The 15,057-nt window shown below is 69.4% G+C and carries 11 protein-coding genes; 5 read left to right on the plus strand and 6 right to left on the minus strand.

Features of this window, described 5'->3' with window-relative positions; all coding sequences use genetic code 11:
- Positions 1–82: 82 nt before the first annotated feature.
- Together BGO82_RS06455 and BGO82_RS06460 are read right to left on the minus strand one after the other, a co-directional pair.
- Positions 83–649 carry a DNA-3-methyladenine glycosylase gene (locus BGO82_RS06455; protein ID WP_291304740.1) on the minus strand — a complete coding sequence of 189 codons (567 nt, stop codon included), beginning with the start codon at positions 647–649 and terminating at the stop codon, positions 83–85.
- Between the two features lie 7 nt (positions 650–656).
- Positions 657–1,352 carry a helix-turn-helix transcriptional regulator gene (locus BGO82_RS06460; protein ID WP_291304741.1) on the minus strand — a complete coding sequence of 232 codons (696 nt, stop codon included), beginning with the start codon at positions 1,350–1,352 and terminating at the stop codon, positions 657–659.
- A gap of 298 nt (positions 1,353–1,650) precedes the next feature.
- Here BGO82_RS06460 and BGO82_RS06465 point away from each other — a divergent pair, with 298 nt between their 5' ends.
- On the plus strand, positions 1,651–3,030 hold the full coding sequence (locus BGO82_RS06465; RefSeq protein ID WP_291304742.1) for a phosphomannomutase: 1,380 nt from the start codon (positions 1,651–1,653) through the stop codon (positions 3,028–3,030).
- A gap of 149 nt (positions 3,031–3,179) precedes the next feature.
- Here the strand turns inward: BGO82_RS06465 and BGO82_RS06470 are convergent, their stop codons facing one another.
- Both BGO82_RS06470 and BGO82_RS06475 read right to left on the minus strand, forming a co-directional pair.
- Positions 3,180–3,797, minus strand: a complete 618-nt coding sequence (locus tag BGO82_RS06470) for a LysE family translocator (protein WP_291304743.1) — start codon at positions 3,795–3,797, stop codon at positions 3,180–3,182.
- A gap of 1 nt (position 3,798) precedes the next feature.
- Positions 3,799–4,458: a hypothetical protein gene (locus BGO82_RS06475; protein WP_291304744.1), complete on the minus strand. Its 660-nt coding sequence runs from the start codon at positions 4,456–4,458 to the stop codon at positions 3,799–3,801.
- A gap of 131 nt (positions 4,459–4,589) precedes the next feature.
- Here BGO82_RS06475 and BGO82_RS06480 point away from each other — a divergent pair, with 131 nt between their 5' ends.
- Positions 4,590–5,984 carry a sulfotransferase gene (locus BGO82_RS06480; RefSeq protein ID WP_291304745.1) on the plus strand — a complete coding sequence of 465 codons (1,395 nt, stop codon included), beginning with the start codon at positions 4,590–4,592 and terminating at the stop codon, positions 5,982–5,984.
- Positions 5,985–6,180: 196 nt separating this feature from the next.
- Here the strand turns inward: BGO82_RS06480 and BGO82_RS06485 are convergent, their stop codons facing one another.
- Positions 6,181–7,122: a nucleoside hydrolase gene (locus tag BGO82_RS06485; RefSeq protein ID WP_291304746.1), complete on the minus strand. Its 942-nt coding sequence runs from the start codon at positions 7,120–7,122 to the stop codon at positions 6,181–6,183.
- Between the two features lie 112 nt (positions 7,123–7,234).
- On the opposite strand from BGO82_RS06485, the gene BGO82_RS06490 reads away from it, so the two are divergent.
- Both BGO82_RS06490 and BGO82_RS06495 read left to right on the plus strand, forming a co-directional pair.
- A complete protein-coding gene (locus BGO82_RS06490; protein WP_291304747.1) occupies positions 7,235–8,485 on the plus strand; it encodes an AI-2E family transporter in 1,251 nt (416 codons plus the stop codon).
- A 50-nt stretch (positions 8,486–8,535) separates the two neighbouring features.
- Positions 8,536–10,392 carry a monovalent cation:proton antiporter-2 (CPA2) family protein gene (locus BGO82_RS06495; RefSeq protein WP_291304748.1) on the plus strand — a complete coding sequence of 619 codons (1,857 nt, stop codon included), beginning with the start codon at positions 8,536–8,538 and terminating at the stop codon, positions 10,390–10,392.
- Positions 10,393–10,538: 146 nt separating this feature from the next.
- On the opposite strand, the gene BGO82_RS06500 is transcribed toward BGO82_RS06495, so the two are convergent.
- Complete coding sequence (locus BGO82_RS06500; protein WP_291304749.1) at positions 10,539–12,422, minus strand: acyltransferase family protein; 1,884 nt, start codon at positions 12,420–12,422, stop codon at positions 10,539–10,541.
- A 153-nt stretch (positions 12,423–12,575) separates the two neighbouring features.
- Between BGO82_RS06500 and BGO82_RS06505 the strand changes: the two genes are divergently transcribed.
- Positions 12,576–15,053: a glycogen/starch/alpha-glucan phosphorylase gene (locus tag BGO82_RS06505; protein ID WP_291304750.1), complete on the plus strand. Its 2,478-nt coding sequence runs from the start codon at positions 12,576–12,578 to the stop codon at positions 15,051–15,053.
- Positions 15,054–15,057 lie beyond the last annotated feature (4 nt).

Genomic DNA, 15,057 nt, shown 5'->3' on the forward strand with positions numbered 1-15,057 from the left:
GCTGATCGACCTGCACGACGGTTCCTTTCCCTCAGGGGCACTGGCGCCGGACCATAGCCAAGCGCGCCCATGGCGCAAGCCCTCAGGCTTTCGGGAACGGCTTGCTCAGAAATCTCGAGCCGGCGACGCCGAAGCGCCAGGGCACCTCCATCGCCTTGCTGATGCCGATGCGCGGGCCGATGGCGACCGCCGCTGCCGCCCCGCGCGGCAGCACCAGGGTGAACGGCGGCGCGTCGAGCATGTGGCCGTCGAGCGCGCCGGTGACGCCGAGCGCGGCGCAGAGCTTGCCCGGGCCCGAGCACAGCGTGCGCACATCCTCGAGGCCGCGCCGCTGCCGCATGGCGGCAATGCCGTCGGTCGGCTCCAGCGCGCGGAGCAGCACGGCGCTGGCATTGGCGCACACGATGTTGATGCACCAGTGGATGCCGTAGGAGCGATAGACATAGACGCGCGGCGGCCCGGCGAACATGGCGCCGTTGCGCGGCGTCGGGCCGCGGAAGGAATGCGAGGCCGGGTCGGTGGGGTGGTAGGCCTCGACCTCGACGATCTGCCCGCCGACGCCGTCGACGAGGAATTTCGCGCCGAGCAGCGCCGGGGCGACGAGCGCGGCCTCGCGGTCGAGGAATCGCATGAGGGAAGCAGTGGCCATGGCGGGCTTATAGCAGGCCGCGGCGCACGATCTCGGCCACCGTGTGGGCGCGATTGCGGGTGCCGAGCTTGTCGGCGACGTTGTCCACATGCTGGTTCACGGTGCGCGCCGACACGCCGAGCTGGGCGGCGATCTCCACCGAGGTCAGCCCGGCGGCGGAAAGCTGCATCACCTCGCGCTCGCGCGGCGTCAGCGCCACCGCCCGTTCCTCCGGCGTCGACAGCCGCGCGGCGCGCAGATGCGCGAAGGCGCTGTAGGCGACGAGCTGCAGCCCCAGCTCGTGCTGCGGGTCGCGCTGCGGCGCGCCGCAATAGCCGACGATGCCGGCGAGCTCGCCGCCCTCGCGGATCGGCACCGCCGTCACATCCACCAGATCGTTGGCGGCGCAGGCGGCGCGCAGCCGTTCGGCGCCGGGGCCGAAGCGGCCGGCATCGTAGCGCACGATGCCGCTGCTCCCGACGGTCCGGGCAAGATCGCGCGGCGCCGGCCTGAGGTCGCCGGCAAGCGGGCTGCTCCACCAGGCGCGGCGGGCGGGTTCGGTGTCGAGCACGCGCGGCGCCGCCGCCGCCCGGGCGGCGTAGTCGACGAGATAGGCGCTGCGGAAGCCGAAGCGGATCGCCGCCTGTCCGACGGCCCGGACGATGTCCGCATCGCTGCGCGCCGCCCCCAGCGCCTTGAGGGGGCCCTCGATGAGCTCGAGCATCCTGATCAACGCCGTCCGGCCACCCGGACGGCTCCGTCTCAACCATGGCCAGCCTAAGCCCGGCATTGCGCCGCAGTCATGGCGGCCCCGGCAAAAATCACAGGGCGATTTTTCACGGGGCGGGACTTGCAGGACAGGGTCAGCCGCGCCGGGTTCGTGGCTGAAATCGCAGCACATTCCCGCCGCAAGCCGCCGCTGGCGCGCCAACGCGAATGCGGGCCGCGCCGGAGCACGCCCGCAAAGCTTGCGGGCAGCGGCCTGCCGTGACAAGCAGAGCGTCCCCAGGAGGGAGCCTGTCATGCCCAGCAGCCTCAAATTCGGCACCAGCGGCCTGCGCGGCCTCGCCACCGACCTCGTCGGCGCCGAGAGCCGGCGCTACGCCGCCGCGTTCGTCGACTGTCTCAAGACGCGCGGGCCGGTGGCCGAAATGCTGGTCGGGCGCGACCTGAGGGCCAGCAGCCCGGAGATCGCCGCCGCGGTGATCGCGGCCATCGCCGGCAGCGGCGTTGCGGCCGTCGATTGCGGCGAGCTGCCCACCCCGGCGCTGGCCTACGAGGCGCTGCGCCGCAAGGCGCCGGCGATCATGGTCACCGGCAGCCACATCCCGGCCGACCGCAACGGCCTCAAATTCTACACCGCCGGCGGCGAGATCGACAAAGCCGACGAGGCCGGCATCCTCGCGGCGCTGGTGCCCGACCGCGGCGGCGAAGGGCAGGCGAGGGCCGAGCCCGAGGCGCTGCGCCGCTATCGCGCGCGCTACGCCGGCCTGCTGCCGCACGGCGTGCTGAAGGGCTGGCGCGTCGGCGTGTGGGAGCATTCGTCGGTGGCGCGCGACCTGCTCATCGACGTGCTCGACCACTACGATGCCGAGGTGGTGGCGCTCAACCGCTCGCAAAGCTTCGTGCCGGTCGATACCGAGGCGGTCAGCGCCGATACCGCCACCGAGCTTGCCGGCTGGGTGCGCTCGCACCAGCTCGACGCGCTGGTGTCGACCGATGGCGATGCCGACCGGCCGCTCCTGGTCGACGAGACCGGCGCGCTGGTGCGCGGCGACACCATCGGCATCCTCACGGCGAGATTTGTCGGCGCCGACACGGTGGTGACGCCGGTCACCTCCAATTCCGCGATCGAGGGTACCGGCGCGTTCCGGCGCGTCATCCGCACCAGGGTCGGCTCGCCCTATGTGATCGCCGGCATGGGCGAGGGCGACGGCATCGTCGTCGGCTTCGAGGCCAATGGCGGGGTGCTGCTGGGCAGCGACGTGACGATGAACGGCAGCACGCTCACCGCGATGCCGACGCGCGACGCGCTGCTGCCCATCCTCGCCGTGCTCGGCGCGGCGCGGCGGGCGCGGCAGACGCTGTCGCAGCTGGTGGCAACGCTGCCGCCGCGCGTGGCGCGGGCCGACCGGCTCGAGCACGTGCCACAGGACAAGAGCGCGGCGCTGCTCGACCTGCTCAGCCGCGACGCCGCCGGCTTCCTCGCGCCGCAGGGCACGATCGCCGCAGTCTCGACGCTCGATGGAATGCGGTTCCAGATGGCGAGCGGCGACGTGATCCACTATCGCCCCTCGGGCAACGCGCCGGAGCTGCGCTGCTACACCGAAGCGGCGACCGCCGACCGCGCCGACGAACTGCTCGCCTGGGGCCTCGACGCGGCGAAGCGGGTGGTGCGATAAAGTTCAGCGACTGCTGCCCCCACCCCCGCCCCCTCCCCGCAAGGGGGAGGGGAGCCTGACTGAAACACCATATTAGCGGTTCCATCGCCCCCCTCCCCCTTGCGGGGAGGGGCCGGGGGTGGGGGCCTCAGCCACCGGACCAGAGAACCTCACCCCCGTGCCGCGACGAACGCGGCGGCGCTCGCCATGATGATGCCGGCGGTCTTGTTCATGCGGCGGATGGCGCGGGCACTGGTGAACAGCTCGCGCGCCCAGGCGGCGAGCGCGGCGTAGCCCGAGCCGATGGCGAGCAGCACCACCACCACGATGCCGGTCAGCTCGATGAAGCCGAGCGGGGTGATCGGGCGGTCGAGCGGCACCACCGTGGGCAGCAGCGCCAAGTAGAACACGATGGTCTTGGGGTTGCCCATGGTCAGGGCGAAGCCGGAGAGGAAGGTGCGCGCCCAGGGTTCGCGCTGGCGCGGCCCGAGCTGTTCCCTGCCGGGCTTGGCGGTCCAGAACTGCCAGGCGATGTAGAGCAGGTAGGCGGCGCTGGCCCAGCGCACGATGACGAAGATCGGGCCGAAATAGGTGGCGATGGCGGCGAGCCCGAACAGCGCGAACACCAGATAGAGGAGGTCGCCGACAAGGATGCCGACGATCATCGGCACGGCGCTGGCGAAACCGCCGCCCAGCGCGCGGGCGACGATGGCGGCGACGCCGGGTCCGGGGACGAGCACCGCGACCACATAGGCGACGGTGAAGGCGAACAGGGTGAAGAGGCTCATTCTACTGCGCCGCCGATGAAGACGAAGACGAAGACGAGGACGAGGACGAGGACGAGGACGAAGCGTCGGCAGCCGGCGTGCCGGCCGGCGCCGGCGGGGCTGCCGGGCAGCGCGCCAGCACGATGGGGTAGCCGCGCTCGCGGGTGATGACCAGAATATCTTCGGAAGCCCGATAAATTTGCACGACGCCGTTGGTCAGGCTGAGCAGCAAGGCGCGCTGCTGGTCAGCGGCGTCGCCGGTCTTGTCCGGGCCGAGGCCGACGGCGCCGAGATAGGATTGCGGGTCGGTGTGCTCGCCGAAGGTGGAGCCGGCGATCAGCGTATATTGCTGCGAGAAATTCGTGCCGCTGAAATTGGTGCTGACGGTCAGCGTCAGCGGATCGGCCGAGGCCAGGGTCACGGCCGCCGGGCTCTTGCAGAATTTCTCGGTATCGGCGCCGTAGGTCTCGATGCCGGTGCCCGGCTGCGGGCCGTTGAGCCGCACCCAATTGCCGGCGATGCGGCTGAAGGTCTTGTCGCCGACATGCGCCATCAGGAACTCCTGCTGCGACAGGCCGCCGGCGAACACCGCATAGGCCTGCTGCGCCTGGTCGGCGATGGAGGGGGCCGCGACGGCGGGGCTTGCAAGGGCAACAAGGGTCAGGCACAGCGTGGCGCGCATCGTCGACTCCAAAGAACGGGCGGCGACACTAGTGCGTTTCGCAAGCGGCTGTGAAGCGCCATCGGGAAACAACCGCCGGCCATTACCAATGCGTAATGTGCGCACCGGCGGGGCGTAGATTAGGATGGCACATGCCCGCTGCATTGCCCGAGCTCGACCACGCCTGGCACCTGCTGAGCCAGCAACGGTTCGCCGAGGCGGCGCAGCAGGCGGCGGCGATCCTGAGGCGGTTTCCCGACAATGTCTCGGCGCTCGCCTGCCACGCGATGGCGTTCTGGAAGGCCGACGGCGACATCGCGGTGTCGCTGGCCGAAATCCAGCGTGCCGTGGCGCTGGCCCCGGCGGAAGCCTCGATCCGGCACAATCTCGCGACGCTCTACGCCTCGGCCGGCGATGTCGAGGGCGCCGCCGCGCAGTTCGAGGCGGCGCTGGCGATCAAGCCCGACGATACGCTGGCCTTCTACGGGCTGACTCAGAACCGGCGCTTTGCCGCCGAGACCGACCTGGTGCGCGCCATGGTGGCGCTCGACGCCGATCCGGGGCTCGACCAGACGCGGCGCGAATTCCTCAATTTCGCGCTCGCCAAGGTCTATGACGACCTCGAAATCCCCGACCGCGCCATGGCCTATGCGATGGCGGCGAACCGGCTGGGCGCCCGGCCGTTCGACCTCGGCGCCGAGGGCCGCGCCCTCGACCAGCTCCGGGATCTCGCCGCGCTCGGCGCCTTCCGCCGCGCCCGCGACAGCGGCCATCCGTCGACGGCGCCGCTGTTCATCGTCGGCATGCCGCGCTCGGGCACGACGCTGGTCGAGGCGATCCTGGCGCGCCATCCCGACGTGTTCGCGCTGGGCGAATCCTCGCTCATGGCCGAGCTCGAATATGTCGGCTTTTCGCGCATCGCCAATTCGCGGCGCGACGGCGGCCGGCACGAGATGATGCTCGGGCTCGACCGCGACTGGCTGCGCGCCAATGCCGAGACCTGGCTCAGCTACGTCACCACGCGCGCCCGGCGGCCGTTCAGGGTGGTCACCGACAAGCTGCCCGAGAACGCGGTGCGGCTCGGCCTCATCAGGCGCTTCTTTCCGCATGCCCGCGTGGTCCATGTGCGGCGCCATCCGCTCGACACCGGGGTGTCCAATTTCTTCCAGCGCTTTTCGGCCGGGCAGGGGTTCTCCACCCGCCTCGACTGGATCGGGGCGCGCACCCGGCAGGTCGCCGACTCCATGGCCATCTGGAAGGCGGCGCTCGACCTGCCGATCCTCGACGTCCGGTACGAAAAGCTGGTGAGCGACCCCGAGGCCGAGGCGCGCCGCCTCGTCGCCTTCGCCGGGCTCGACTGGACCGAAGCCTGCCTCCGCCCCGAGCAGGACGGGCGCAGCGTGCTCACCGCCAGCCAGTGGCAGGTGCGCCAGCCGATCAACACGCACTCGCTCGGCCGCTGGCGCCGCTACGAGCCGTGGCTCGGTCCGATGATCGAAGCGATGGGCGGCCGGGCGTGGATCGATGCCGAGGCGGCTGGCGCGTAGCAGTTCACGTTTGGCGGACGCACGTCCGGTGATTGCCGCCCCCACCCCCAGCCCTCCCCGCAAGGGGGAGGGGGGCGATGGAACCGCATACGCAATGCTTCAGTCGGGCTCCCCTCCCCCTTGCGGGGAGGGGCCGGGGGTGGGGGCCGCAGACGCCGAATATCGCGTCAGCCCCCAGCGTCAGCCCGGCGGAAGCTCACGCCAGCGTCGCCAGCCGTTCGAACAGCAGTTCGTAGAAGCCGTCGGCGTCGCCCGAGCGCAGATAGTTGACGTTGCGGGTGCGGCCGGTGACGCCCCAATAGTCGACCACGGTCATGCCGCGCGTCAGCTCGCTGCCGGTCTCGATGGCGACGTTGACGTGCCGGCCCTGGAACAGCTCCGGCTTCAGCAGATACGCGATGACGACGGGATCGTGCAGCGGGCCGCCGTCCCAGCCGTATTTCTGCTCGTCGAAGCGCTCGAAGAACTCCAGCATCTCGGCGGTGGCGGTGCCGGTGCGGTTGCCCAGCCCGCGGAAGCGCTCGATGCGCGCGCGGGTGGTCAGCATGGAATGGGTGAGGTCGAGCGGCACCTGGGTGATCGGGATGCCGGAGTGGAACACCACGTCGGCCGCCTCGGGATCGACATAGATGTTGAACTCGGCGGCCGGGGTGACGTTGCCGCCCTCGAACAGGCCGCCGCCCATCAGCACGATCTCCTGCACGCGCTCGCAGATGTCGGGCGCCTTGACCAGCGCCATGGCGACGTTGGTGAGCGGCCCGAGGGCGCACAGCGTCACCGTCTTTGCCGGCTCGCGGCGGATCGTCTCGATGATGAAGTCGACGCCGTGCTGCTCGCGCAGCCTGATCTTGGGCTCGGGCAGGGTGGGGCCGTCGAGCCCGGTCTTGCCGTGCACGTATTCGGCGGTCACGAGCTTGCGCCGCATCGGGCCCTCGCAGCCGGCATGGACCGCAATGTCGGTCCTGCCCGACAATTCCACCACCTGCAGGGCGTTCCTGGCGTTCTGCTTCAATCCGACATTGCCGGCGACGGCGACGATGCCCAGCACCTCGATCTCGGCCGGCGAGCCCAGCGCCAGGAGGATCGCCACGGCGTCGTCCTGTCCGGGGTCGGTGTCGATGATGATCTTGCGGCGCATGGGCTTAGCCTCTGTGGTTCATGTGCTGATTCCGGCGCGGAGCATATACCGGGCCGGCGCGGCGAGGGAACGAAACCGGCGGTCGGGCCTTCTTGTGGGCTGGAGGACGATCTTGGCCACCAAAGCGTCACGTCAGGCTGCCATTCCCAAATCGATGTCGGGCCCGCAATTCGATCGGGTGATGAGCGTTTCGGCGCGGTTCGCGCTGCTCATCGTCGGCGCGCTGGCGCTGATCTTGGCGCTCGCGCTCGGCCGGGCGATCCTCGCGCCGATCACCCTCGCGGTGGTGGTCGGGCTGATGTTCGGCCCGGTGGCCGACGCCATGGAGCGCCGCGGCGTGCCGCCGGCGCTGTCGGCGGGCGTCGTGGTGCTGCTGTTCCTCGCGGTGCTGGCCAGCGCCGCCGCCATGTTCGCGCAGCCGCTGAGCTACTGGATCGCGCGCGGGCCGATGCTGTGGGAAAAGCTGCAGGCGCAGCTCGTCAATTTCCGCGCCCCGTTCGAGGCGCTGGGCGCCATCCAGGACCAGCTCAAGGGCGTGTTCGGCGCCGACGCGGCGATGACGGTCAAGGTGCAGGACGGCGGTCCGGTGCAGGACGTGGCGCTGATGGCGCCGGCCATCCTCGCCGACTCGCTGCTGTTCCTCGCCGGGCTGTATTTCTTCCTCGCCACCCGGCACAACATCCGCATCTCGGTGATGTCGCTGTGCTTCTCGCGCCGCATGCGCTGGCGCGCCGCGCACGTCTTCCGCGACGTCGAGCTCAAGGTGTCGCGCTTTCTGATCTCGGCGACGCTGATCAATTTCGGCGTCGGCATCGCCACGGCGGCCGCGACCTACCTGCTGGGCCTGCCGTCGCCGCTGCTGTGGGGCGCGCTGGCCATGGTGATGAACTTCATCCCCTATGTCGGGCAGGCGGTGATGTTCGTCGTGCTGTTCGCGGTCGGGCTCGGCACGCAGTCGAGCCTTGCCGGCATCATCCTGCCGGTGGTGGTCTATGCCGCCATCAACCTCACCGCCGACCAGATCGTCTTCCCGCACCTGGTGGGCAAGGCGCTGACCCTCAACCCGTTCATCATCTTCGTTTCCATCGCCTTCTGGCTGTGGATCTGGGGGCCGATGGGCGGCTTCATCGCGGTGCCGACGCTGCTGGTGCTGCAGTCGCTGGTCATGCACATCTTCCCCACCACGCAGAACCTGCCGCGCATCGTCGCCCGCAAGCTCGAGGCGCGTGCGGCGGCCATCGCCGCGCCGGCCGAGCCGGAACCGCCGCCTCCCGCCGAGCCCCAGCGCAAGGCCCCGGCCGACGGTGCGGCACCGCGCAGGAAGCGCGTGGCGCGAAAGGCAGCTAGTCTCCCCACGCCTTGACCGCGGCCCGCCGGCCACGCATGTCTTGAGCCCCAGCAAACGAGGCGGGCATGGCCGGCGAGGCGATTGCGCACGGAACCGAAATCGCGGTGGCGGCGGCCAGCAGCATCGATCTGGTGCAGGTCGTGGCGCTGCTGGCGGCCGGCGTCATCGCCGTGCCGATCTTCAAGCGCGCCGGCCTCGGCTCGGTGCTCGGCTATCTCGCCGCCGGCCTCGCCATCGGACCGTTCGGCCTCAGGCTGATCGCCGACCCCGAGGCGATCCTGCACGTCTCCGAGCTCGGCGTGGTGCTGTTCCTGTTCATCGTCGGGCTCGAAATGGAGCCGAGCCGGCTGTGGAGCCTGCGCAAGCAGATCTTCGGCGTCGGCGTGCTGCAGGTGGCGCTGTGCGGCGCGCTGCTCACCGGGGCAGGGGTGCTGCTCGGCTTTGCGCCGGCGGTGGCGTTCGTCGCCGGCATGGGGTTCGTTTTGACCTCCACCGCCATCGTCATGCAGCTGCTGACCGAGCGCGGCGAGCTGGCGTCGCCGCCCGGGCAGCGGATCGTCTCCATCCTCCTGCTCGAGGACCTCGCCATCGTGCCGCTGCTGGCCGTCGTGGCGCTGCTGGCGCCGCGCGCCGCCGACGCCGCCGGGGCGACGCCGGTGTGGCTCGCCATCCTCATCGCCGTCGGCTGCGTCGCGGCGCTCAACCTCATCGGCCGCTGGGTGCTCAACCCGCTGTTCCGCATTCTCGCCAACGCGCAGGCGCGCGAGGTGATGACCGCCGCGGCGCTGCTGGTGGTGCTGGGCGCGGCGCTGTTGTTCCAGTTCGGCGGGCTCAGCATGGCGATGGGCGCCTTCCTTGCCGGCGTGCTGCTTTCCACCTCGACCTTCAAGCATCAGCTCGAGGCCGATATCGAGCCGTTCCGCGGCATCCTGCTCGGACTGTTCTTCCTCGCCGTCGGTATGTCGCTCGACGTCACCATCGTCGCCCAGAACTGGCGCATGCTGATCGTCACGGTCGTCGCCTACATGGCGATCAAGGGCGGGGCGATCTTCGTCCTGGCGCGGCTGCTGAAATCGAGCTTCGCCGAGGCGCTGGAGCGGGCGCTGCTGATGGCGCAGGGCGGCGAGTTCGCCTTCGTGCTCTACACCACCGCCGCCGCCTCCGGCCTGATCAGCGCCGACCAGCAGGCGGTGTTTTCGGCCACCGTCATCATCTCGATGGTGCTGACGCCGCTGACCATCCAGGCGCTGCGCCTGCTGCCGCGGCCGGCGCAGTCGATGGACGGCGTCGAGGAGCCCGACGGGCTCAGCGGCGACGTGCTGGTCATCGGCTTCGGCCGCTTCGGCCAGATCACCAGCCAGGCGCTGCTCGCCAGGGGCCACAAGCTCAGCCTGATCGACACCGACACCGAGATGATCCGCGTCGCCGCGCAGTTCGGCGCCAAGGTCTATTATGGCGACGGCACGCGGCTCGACATCCTGCGCGCCGCCGGCATCGAAAAGGTCGATTTGGTGGTCATCGCCGTCGACAAGCGCGCCGATGCGCTCAGGATCGCCGAGCTGATCCATGCGGAGTTTCCGCTGGTCAAGGTGATGGCGCGCGCCTTCGACCGCGGCGCCGCGCTCGATCTGGTCAAGGCGGGCGTCGACTACCAGATCCGCGAAATGTTCGAATCCGCGCTGGTGCTCGGCGGCGAGGCGCTGCGGCTGCTCGGCTCGTCCGACGAGGAGGTGGCCGACGTGCTCGATGGCGTGCGCGAGCGCGACCGCCAGCGTTTCGCGGCGCAGCTCGTCGGCGGGCTGCGCGCCGGCCGCGACCTGCTGCTCTCCAACGCCGAGGAGCAGGCGCGCGAAAGCGGCGCCGTCACCGGCCCCTCCGAGCCGGTCATGCTCGACCCCGCCCCGCAGAAGGCCGACAACTAGCCACGTCCACGCTGGCGCCCCGCAAGGGGGAGGGGAGCCCGACTGAAGCACCGCAAAATGCGGCTCTATCGCCCCCCTCCCCCTTGCGGGGAGGGGATGGGGGTGGGGGCCACAAGCGCTGTCGCCTCGAACCGTCGAGAACCGATTCAACGACCGGCCGCCGCAACGACCTGCTGCGCCAGCAGCCGCGCGGCGCTCAGCGTCGGATGGTGGAAGTCGAAATAGAGCACGATGCCGTCGCGGTAGGTGAGGCAGGTGCCGTTCGGGCAATAGAGGTCCGTCGGCCGCACCACGATGGCGCCGGTGTGCGCAACGATGGCGTCGAGCCCCGCCAGCGTGCCCTTGAGCCGCTGCTCGTAGGTCGCAAGCGGGTACGACACCGGATCGAATGTGCCGTCGCGCCAGTCGAGCCGCGCCAGCCGGGTCGGCACGATGCCGTCGACGGTCGGCACCGGGTAGAGCAGCACCACCGTGCGTCCCGCCGCCCGCAGCTGCGCCACCGCATCGGCGAGGCCGGGGAGAACGTCGTTCAACTCGGCCGCGTCGTCGGCGATCACCAGCGCCGCGAGCACGATGGTGCGGATCTCGGGATGGGCGAGAAGGTGCGCCAGCACCGCCTGGTTGTGCGCGGCGCAGTTCGGCCGGCCGGGCGGATTGTAGCCGAGCCCGGGCGAGCAGGCGGAGCTGGTGAATTCCGCCACCGAGCCGCCGCCGGCGCCCTCGATCTCGCCCAGCGCATAGGCGAGTTCGACGCCGTGGCTGTCGGCCCAGACCGCCATCGTCGGGGCCGCCTTGGCGCCGAGCACGCAGGCCTGGTCGGGCGGGATCGGGGCGTTGAGCTCGTGGCAGTCGTCGCGGCGCGGCGAGATGTCGTCGGCGAAGGCGGCGAGCCGCGCCGCCTCGGTCGGCAGCCGCCCTGGCAGTCCGCCGCTCATCAGCAGAACCTGACCAGCGATAACCAGCGACACTGTCACGGCGGCCGCGCCGGCGAGGATGATGCGGCGCGTGAGGAAAGTCCGGCTACGGAACGGCTGCTCCACATATTTCCAGCTCAGCACCGCCAGCGGCACCGACAGCCATACCAGCACCATGCCCTCGCTGGTCGTCAGCGGCCGCAGCAGCCAGTAGCTCGCCAGCGACAGCAGCGGCCAGTGCCACAGATACAGCGAGTACGAGACCAGTCCGACGCCCACCAGCGGCGGCGTCCGCAGCACCGCGCCCACCGCGGTTCCCGGGGCGTAGCGGATGAGCAGCGCCGTGCCCAGCGTCGGCAGCAGCGCGATCCAGCCGGGGAACGGCATGCCGGCGGGCAGGGCGAAAACGGTCCAGCCGATGGCCGTAACCGCAACGATCGCCAGTACTTCGCGGGCCCAGCGCGGCAGGTCCGGCGCCACTCCCAGCGCCAGCAGCGCGCCGAGCCACAATTCCCACGCCCGGGTCAGCGGCAGGTAGAAGGCATAGCTCGGCTGCACCGGGCTCGCGAGCACGCTCAGCGCCAGCGACAGCGCCGCCAGCACGGCGATCACCGCCACCGTTCCCCGCGGCAGCCATCGCACCAGCGCCAGCAGCAAGAGCGGGAAGAACAGGTAGAACTGCTCCTCCACCGCCAGCGACCAGGTATGCAGCAGCGGGTAGCTCTCGGCCGGCGCGGCGAAATAGCCGGTGTTGACGGCAAAGAAGATGTTGGAGGCGAACAGCGCCGTCCAGCGCAGCGAATCCCCGAAGCGTTCGAGGTCCTGCGGCACCATGAGCAGCAGCGCGGCGATGGCCGTCGCCACGATCACCACGAGCAGCGCCGGCCCGATGCGCCGCGCCCGCCGCTCGTAGAAGCGCCAGAGCGAGAAGCGGCCGCCGGCCATCTCGGCGGCGAGCAGCCGGGTGATCAGATACCCCGAGATGACGAAGAAGATGTCGACGCCGACGAAGCCGCCGGGCATGCCGCCCCAGCCGGAATGGTAGAGCAGCACCGGGATGATCGCGAGGCTGCGCAGCCCGTCGATCTCCCGTTCCCTGGGCAGGCCCTCAGTCACGCGTTCCGGCTCGAAATCTGGTGTCCCCGCATGCTCATAGCCGGATCGGCGGGTCCGGCAAAGCGGCGGGCGCGGGGCTTCCAACCGCTTTGGATTGATGCAATGGTGCTCGAACTAGAGGGGAATACATCGTCATGCTGATCGGATTGCGTCATGCCGCAAAAGCCTATCGTCCTGGACGCCCCTACGCCGGAGAGACGTGCCGTCACGGCTGAGGCCATTCAAGCCGAAATCCTTGAAAAACTTACATATTCTGTCGGCAAGGACGCCATCGTCGCGCGCCCCCATGACTGGCTTCGGGCCACCATCCTCGCCATCCGCGACCGCGTCATCGACCTGTGGATGGAATCGAGCCGCAAGACGTGGCGCACTTCGGAAAAGCGCGTTTACTACCTGAGCCTCGAATTCCTCATCGGCCGGCTGATGCGCGACGCGATGAGCAATATCGGCATCATGGAGCCGGTGCGGCAGGCGCTGAAGAACTTCAATGTCGACCTCGGCGACCTGATCAACCTCGAGCCCGACGCGGCGCTCGGCAATGGCGGCCTCGGCCGGCTCGCCGCCTGCTTCATGGATTCGATGTCGACGCTGAAAATCCCGGCCTATGGCTACGGCATCCGCTACGCCAACGGCATGTTCCGCCAGGAAATGAGCGAGGGCTGGCAGGTCGAGCTGCCCGAGGACTGGCTGGCGCACGGCAATCCGTGGGAGTTCGAGCGGCGCGAATCCACCTACGAGATCGGCTTCGGCGGGCAGGTGGTGCCGATTGCCGAACCGGACGGCTCGACCCGGCTCGAATGGCGCCCGGCCGAGCATTTCCTCGCGGTGGGGTTCGACACCCCTATCGTCGGCTGGCGCGGGGCGCGGGTGAACACGCTCAGGCTGTGGAGCGCGCAGCCGGTCGACCCGATCTTTCTCGACAAGTTCAATTCCGGCGACCACATCGGCGCGCTCGAGGAAAGCGCCCGCGCCGAGGCGATCACCCGCGTGCTCTATCCCGCCGATTCGACGCCGTCGGGGCAGGAATTGCGGCTGAGGCAGGAGTTCTTCTTCTCGTCCGCCTCGCTGCAGGACATCGTGCGCCGGCACCTGCAGCAATATGGCGACCTCACTTCGCTGCCCGACAAGGTGGCGATTCAGCTCAACGACACGCATCCGGCGATCTCCATCGCCGAGCTGATGCGCATCCTCATCGACGTCCACGGGGTGAAGTGGGCGCAGGCCTGGCCGCTGGTCAAGGGCACCTTCGGCTACACCAACCACACGCTCCTGCCCGAGGCGCTGGAGACCTGGCCGGTGGGGCTGCTCGAGCGGCTGCTGCCGCGGCAGATGCAGATCATCTACGCCATCAACGCCGACGTGCTGGCCGAAGCGCGCACCCGCGCCGGCTTCAACGACCAGCAGATCGCCGCCATTTCGCTGATCGACGAGAACGGCAGCCGCCGCGTGCGCATGGGACAGCTTGCCTTCGTCGGCAGCCATTCGGTCAACGGCGTGTCGGCGCTGCACACCGAGCTCATGAAGAAGACGGTGTTCGCCGAGCTGCACAAGCTCTATCCCGAACGCATCAACAACAAGACCAATGGCGTGACGCCGCGGCGCTGGCTGATGGAGTGCAACCCCGGCCTCACCCGGCTGATTGCCGAGCGCATCGGCCCGGGCTTCCTCGACGATGTCGACCAGTTGGCGCGGCTCGACAAGCACGCCGACGATCCGGGCTTCCAGGAGCAGTTCGCCGCCGTCAAGCTCGCCAACAAGCAGCGGCTCGCCGAGGTGATCAAGGACCGGCTCGATTTCGTCGTGTCGCCGGAGGCGCTGTTCGACGTGCAGGTCAAGCGCATCCACGAATACAAGCGGCAGCTGCTCAACGTCATCCAGGCGGTGGCGCAGTACCAGGCGATCAAGGCGCACCCCGAACTCACCTGGGTGCCGCGGGTCAAGGTGTTCGCCGGCAAGGCGGCGCCCAGTTACTGGAACGCCAAGCTCATCATCAAACTGATCAACGACGTCGCCAAGGTGATCAACAACGATCCCTCCGTGCGCGAGTTGCTGAAGGTGGTGTTCCTGCCCAACTACAACGTGTCGCTGGCCGAGATCATCATGCCGGCGGCCGACCTGTCGGAACAAATCTCGACGGCGGGACTTGAAGCTTCCGGAACCGGAAACATGAAGTTTGCGCTCAATGGCGCGGTGACCATCGGCACGCTCGATGGTGCCAACATCGAAATGCTCGACGCGGTCGGCAAGGACAACATGATCATCTTCGGCCTCACCGCCGAGGAGGTCACGGCCAAGCGCGCCCGCACCGAGGTGCCGCGGTCGGCGATCGACGCCTCGCCGGCGCTGCGCGAGGCGCTGGAGATGATCTCGACGGGCGTGTTCTCGCCCGACGATCCCAACCGCTACCGCGACCTGATCGGCGGCCTCTACGACCACGACTGGTTCATGGTGGCGCGCGATTTCGACGCCTATGCTGCGGCGCAGAAGCAGGTCGACGGTATCTGGCAGAACCGTCGCAAATGGTATTCGATGGCCATCAGGAACACCGCCCATATGGGCTGGTTTTCCTCGGACCGGACCATTCGGCAATATGCCGAAGACATCTGGGGCGTGCCGGTCAGTCAGGCGTAAGGGG

The organism is Devosia sp. 67-54, from assembly GCF_001899075.1.
Taxonomy (GTDB): Bacteria; Pseudomonadota; Alphaproteobacteria; order Rhizobiales; family Devosiaceae; genus Devosia_A.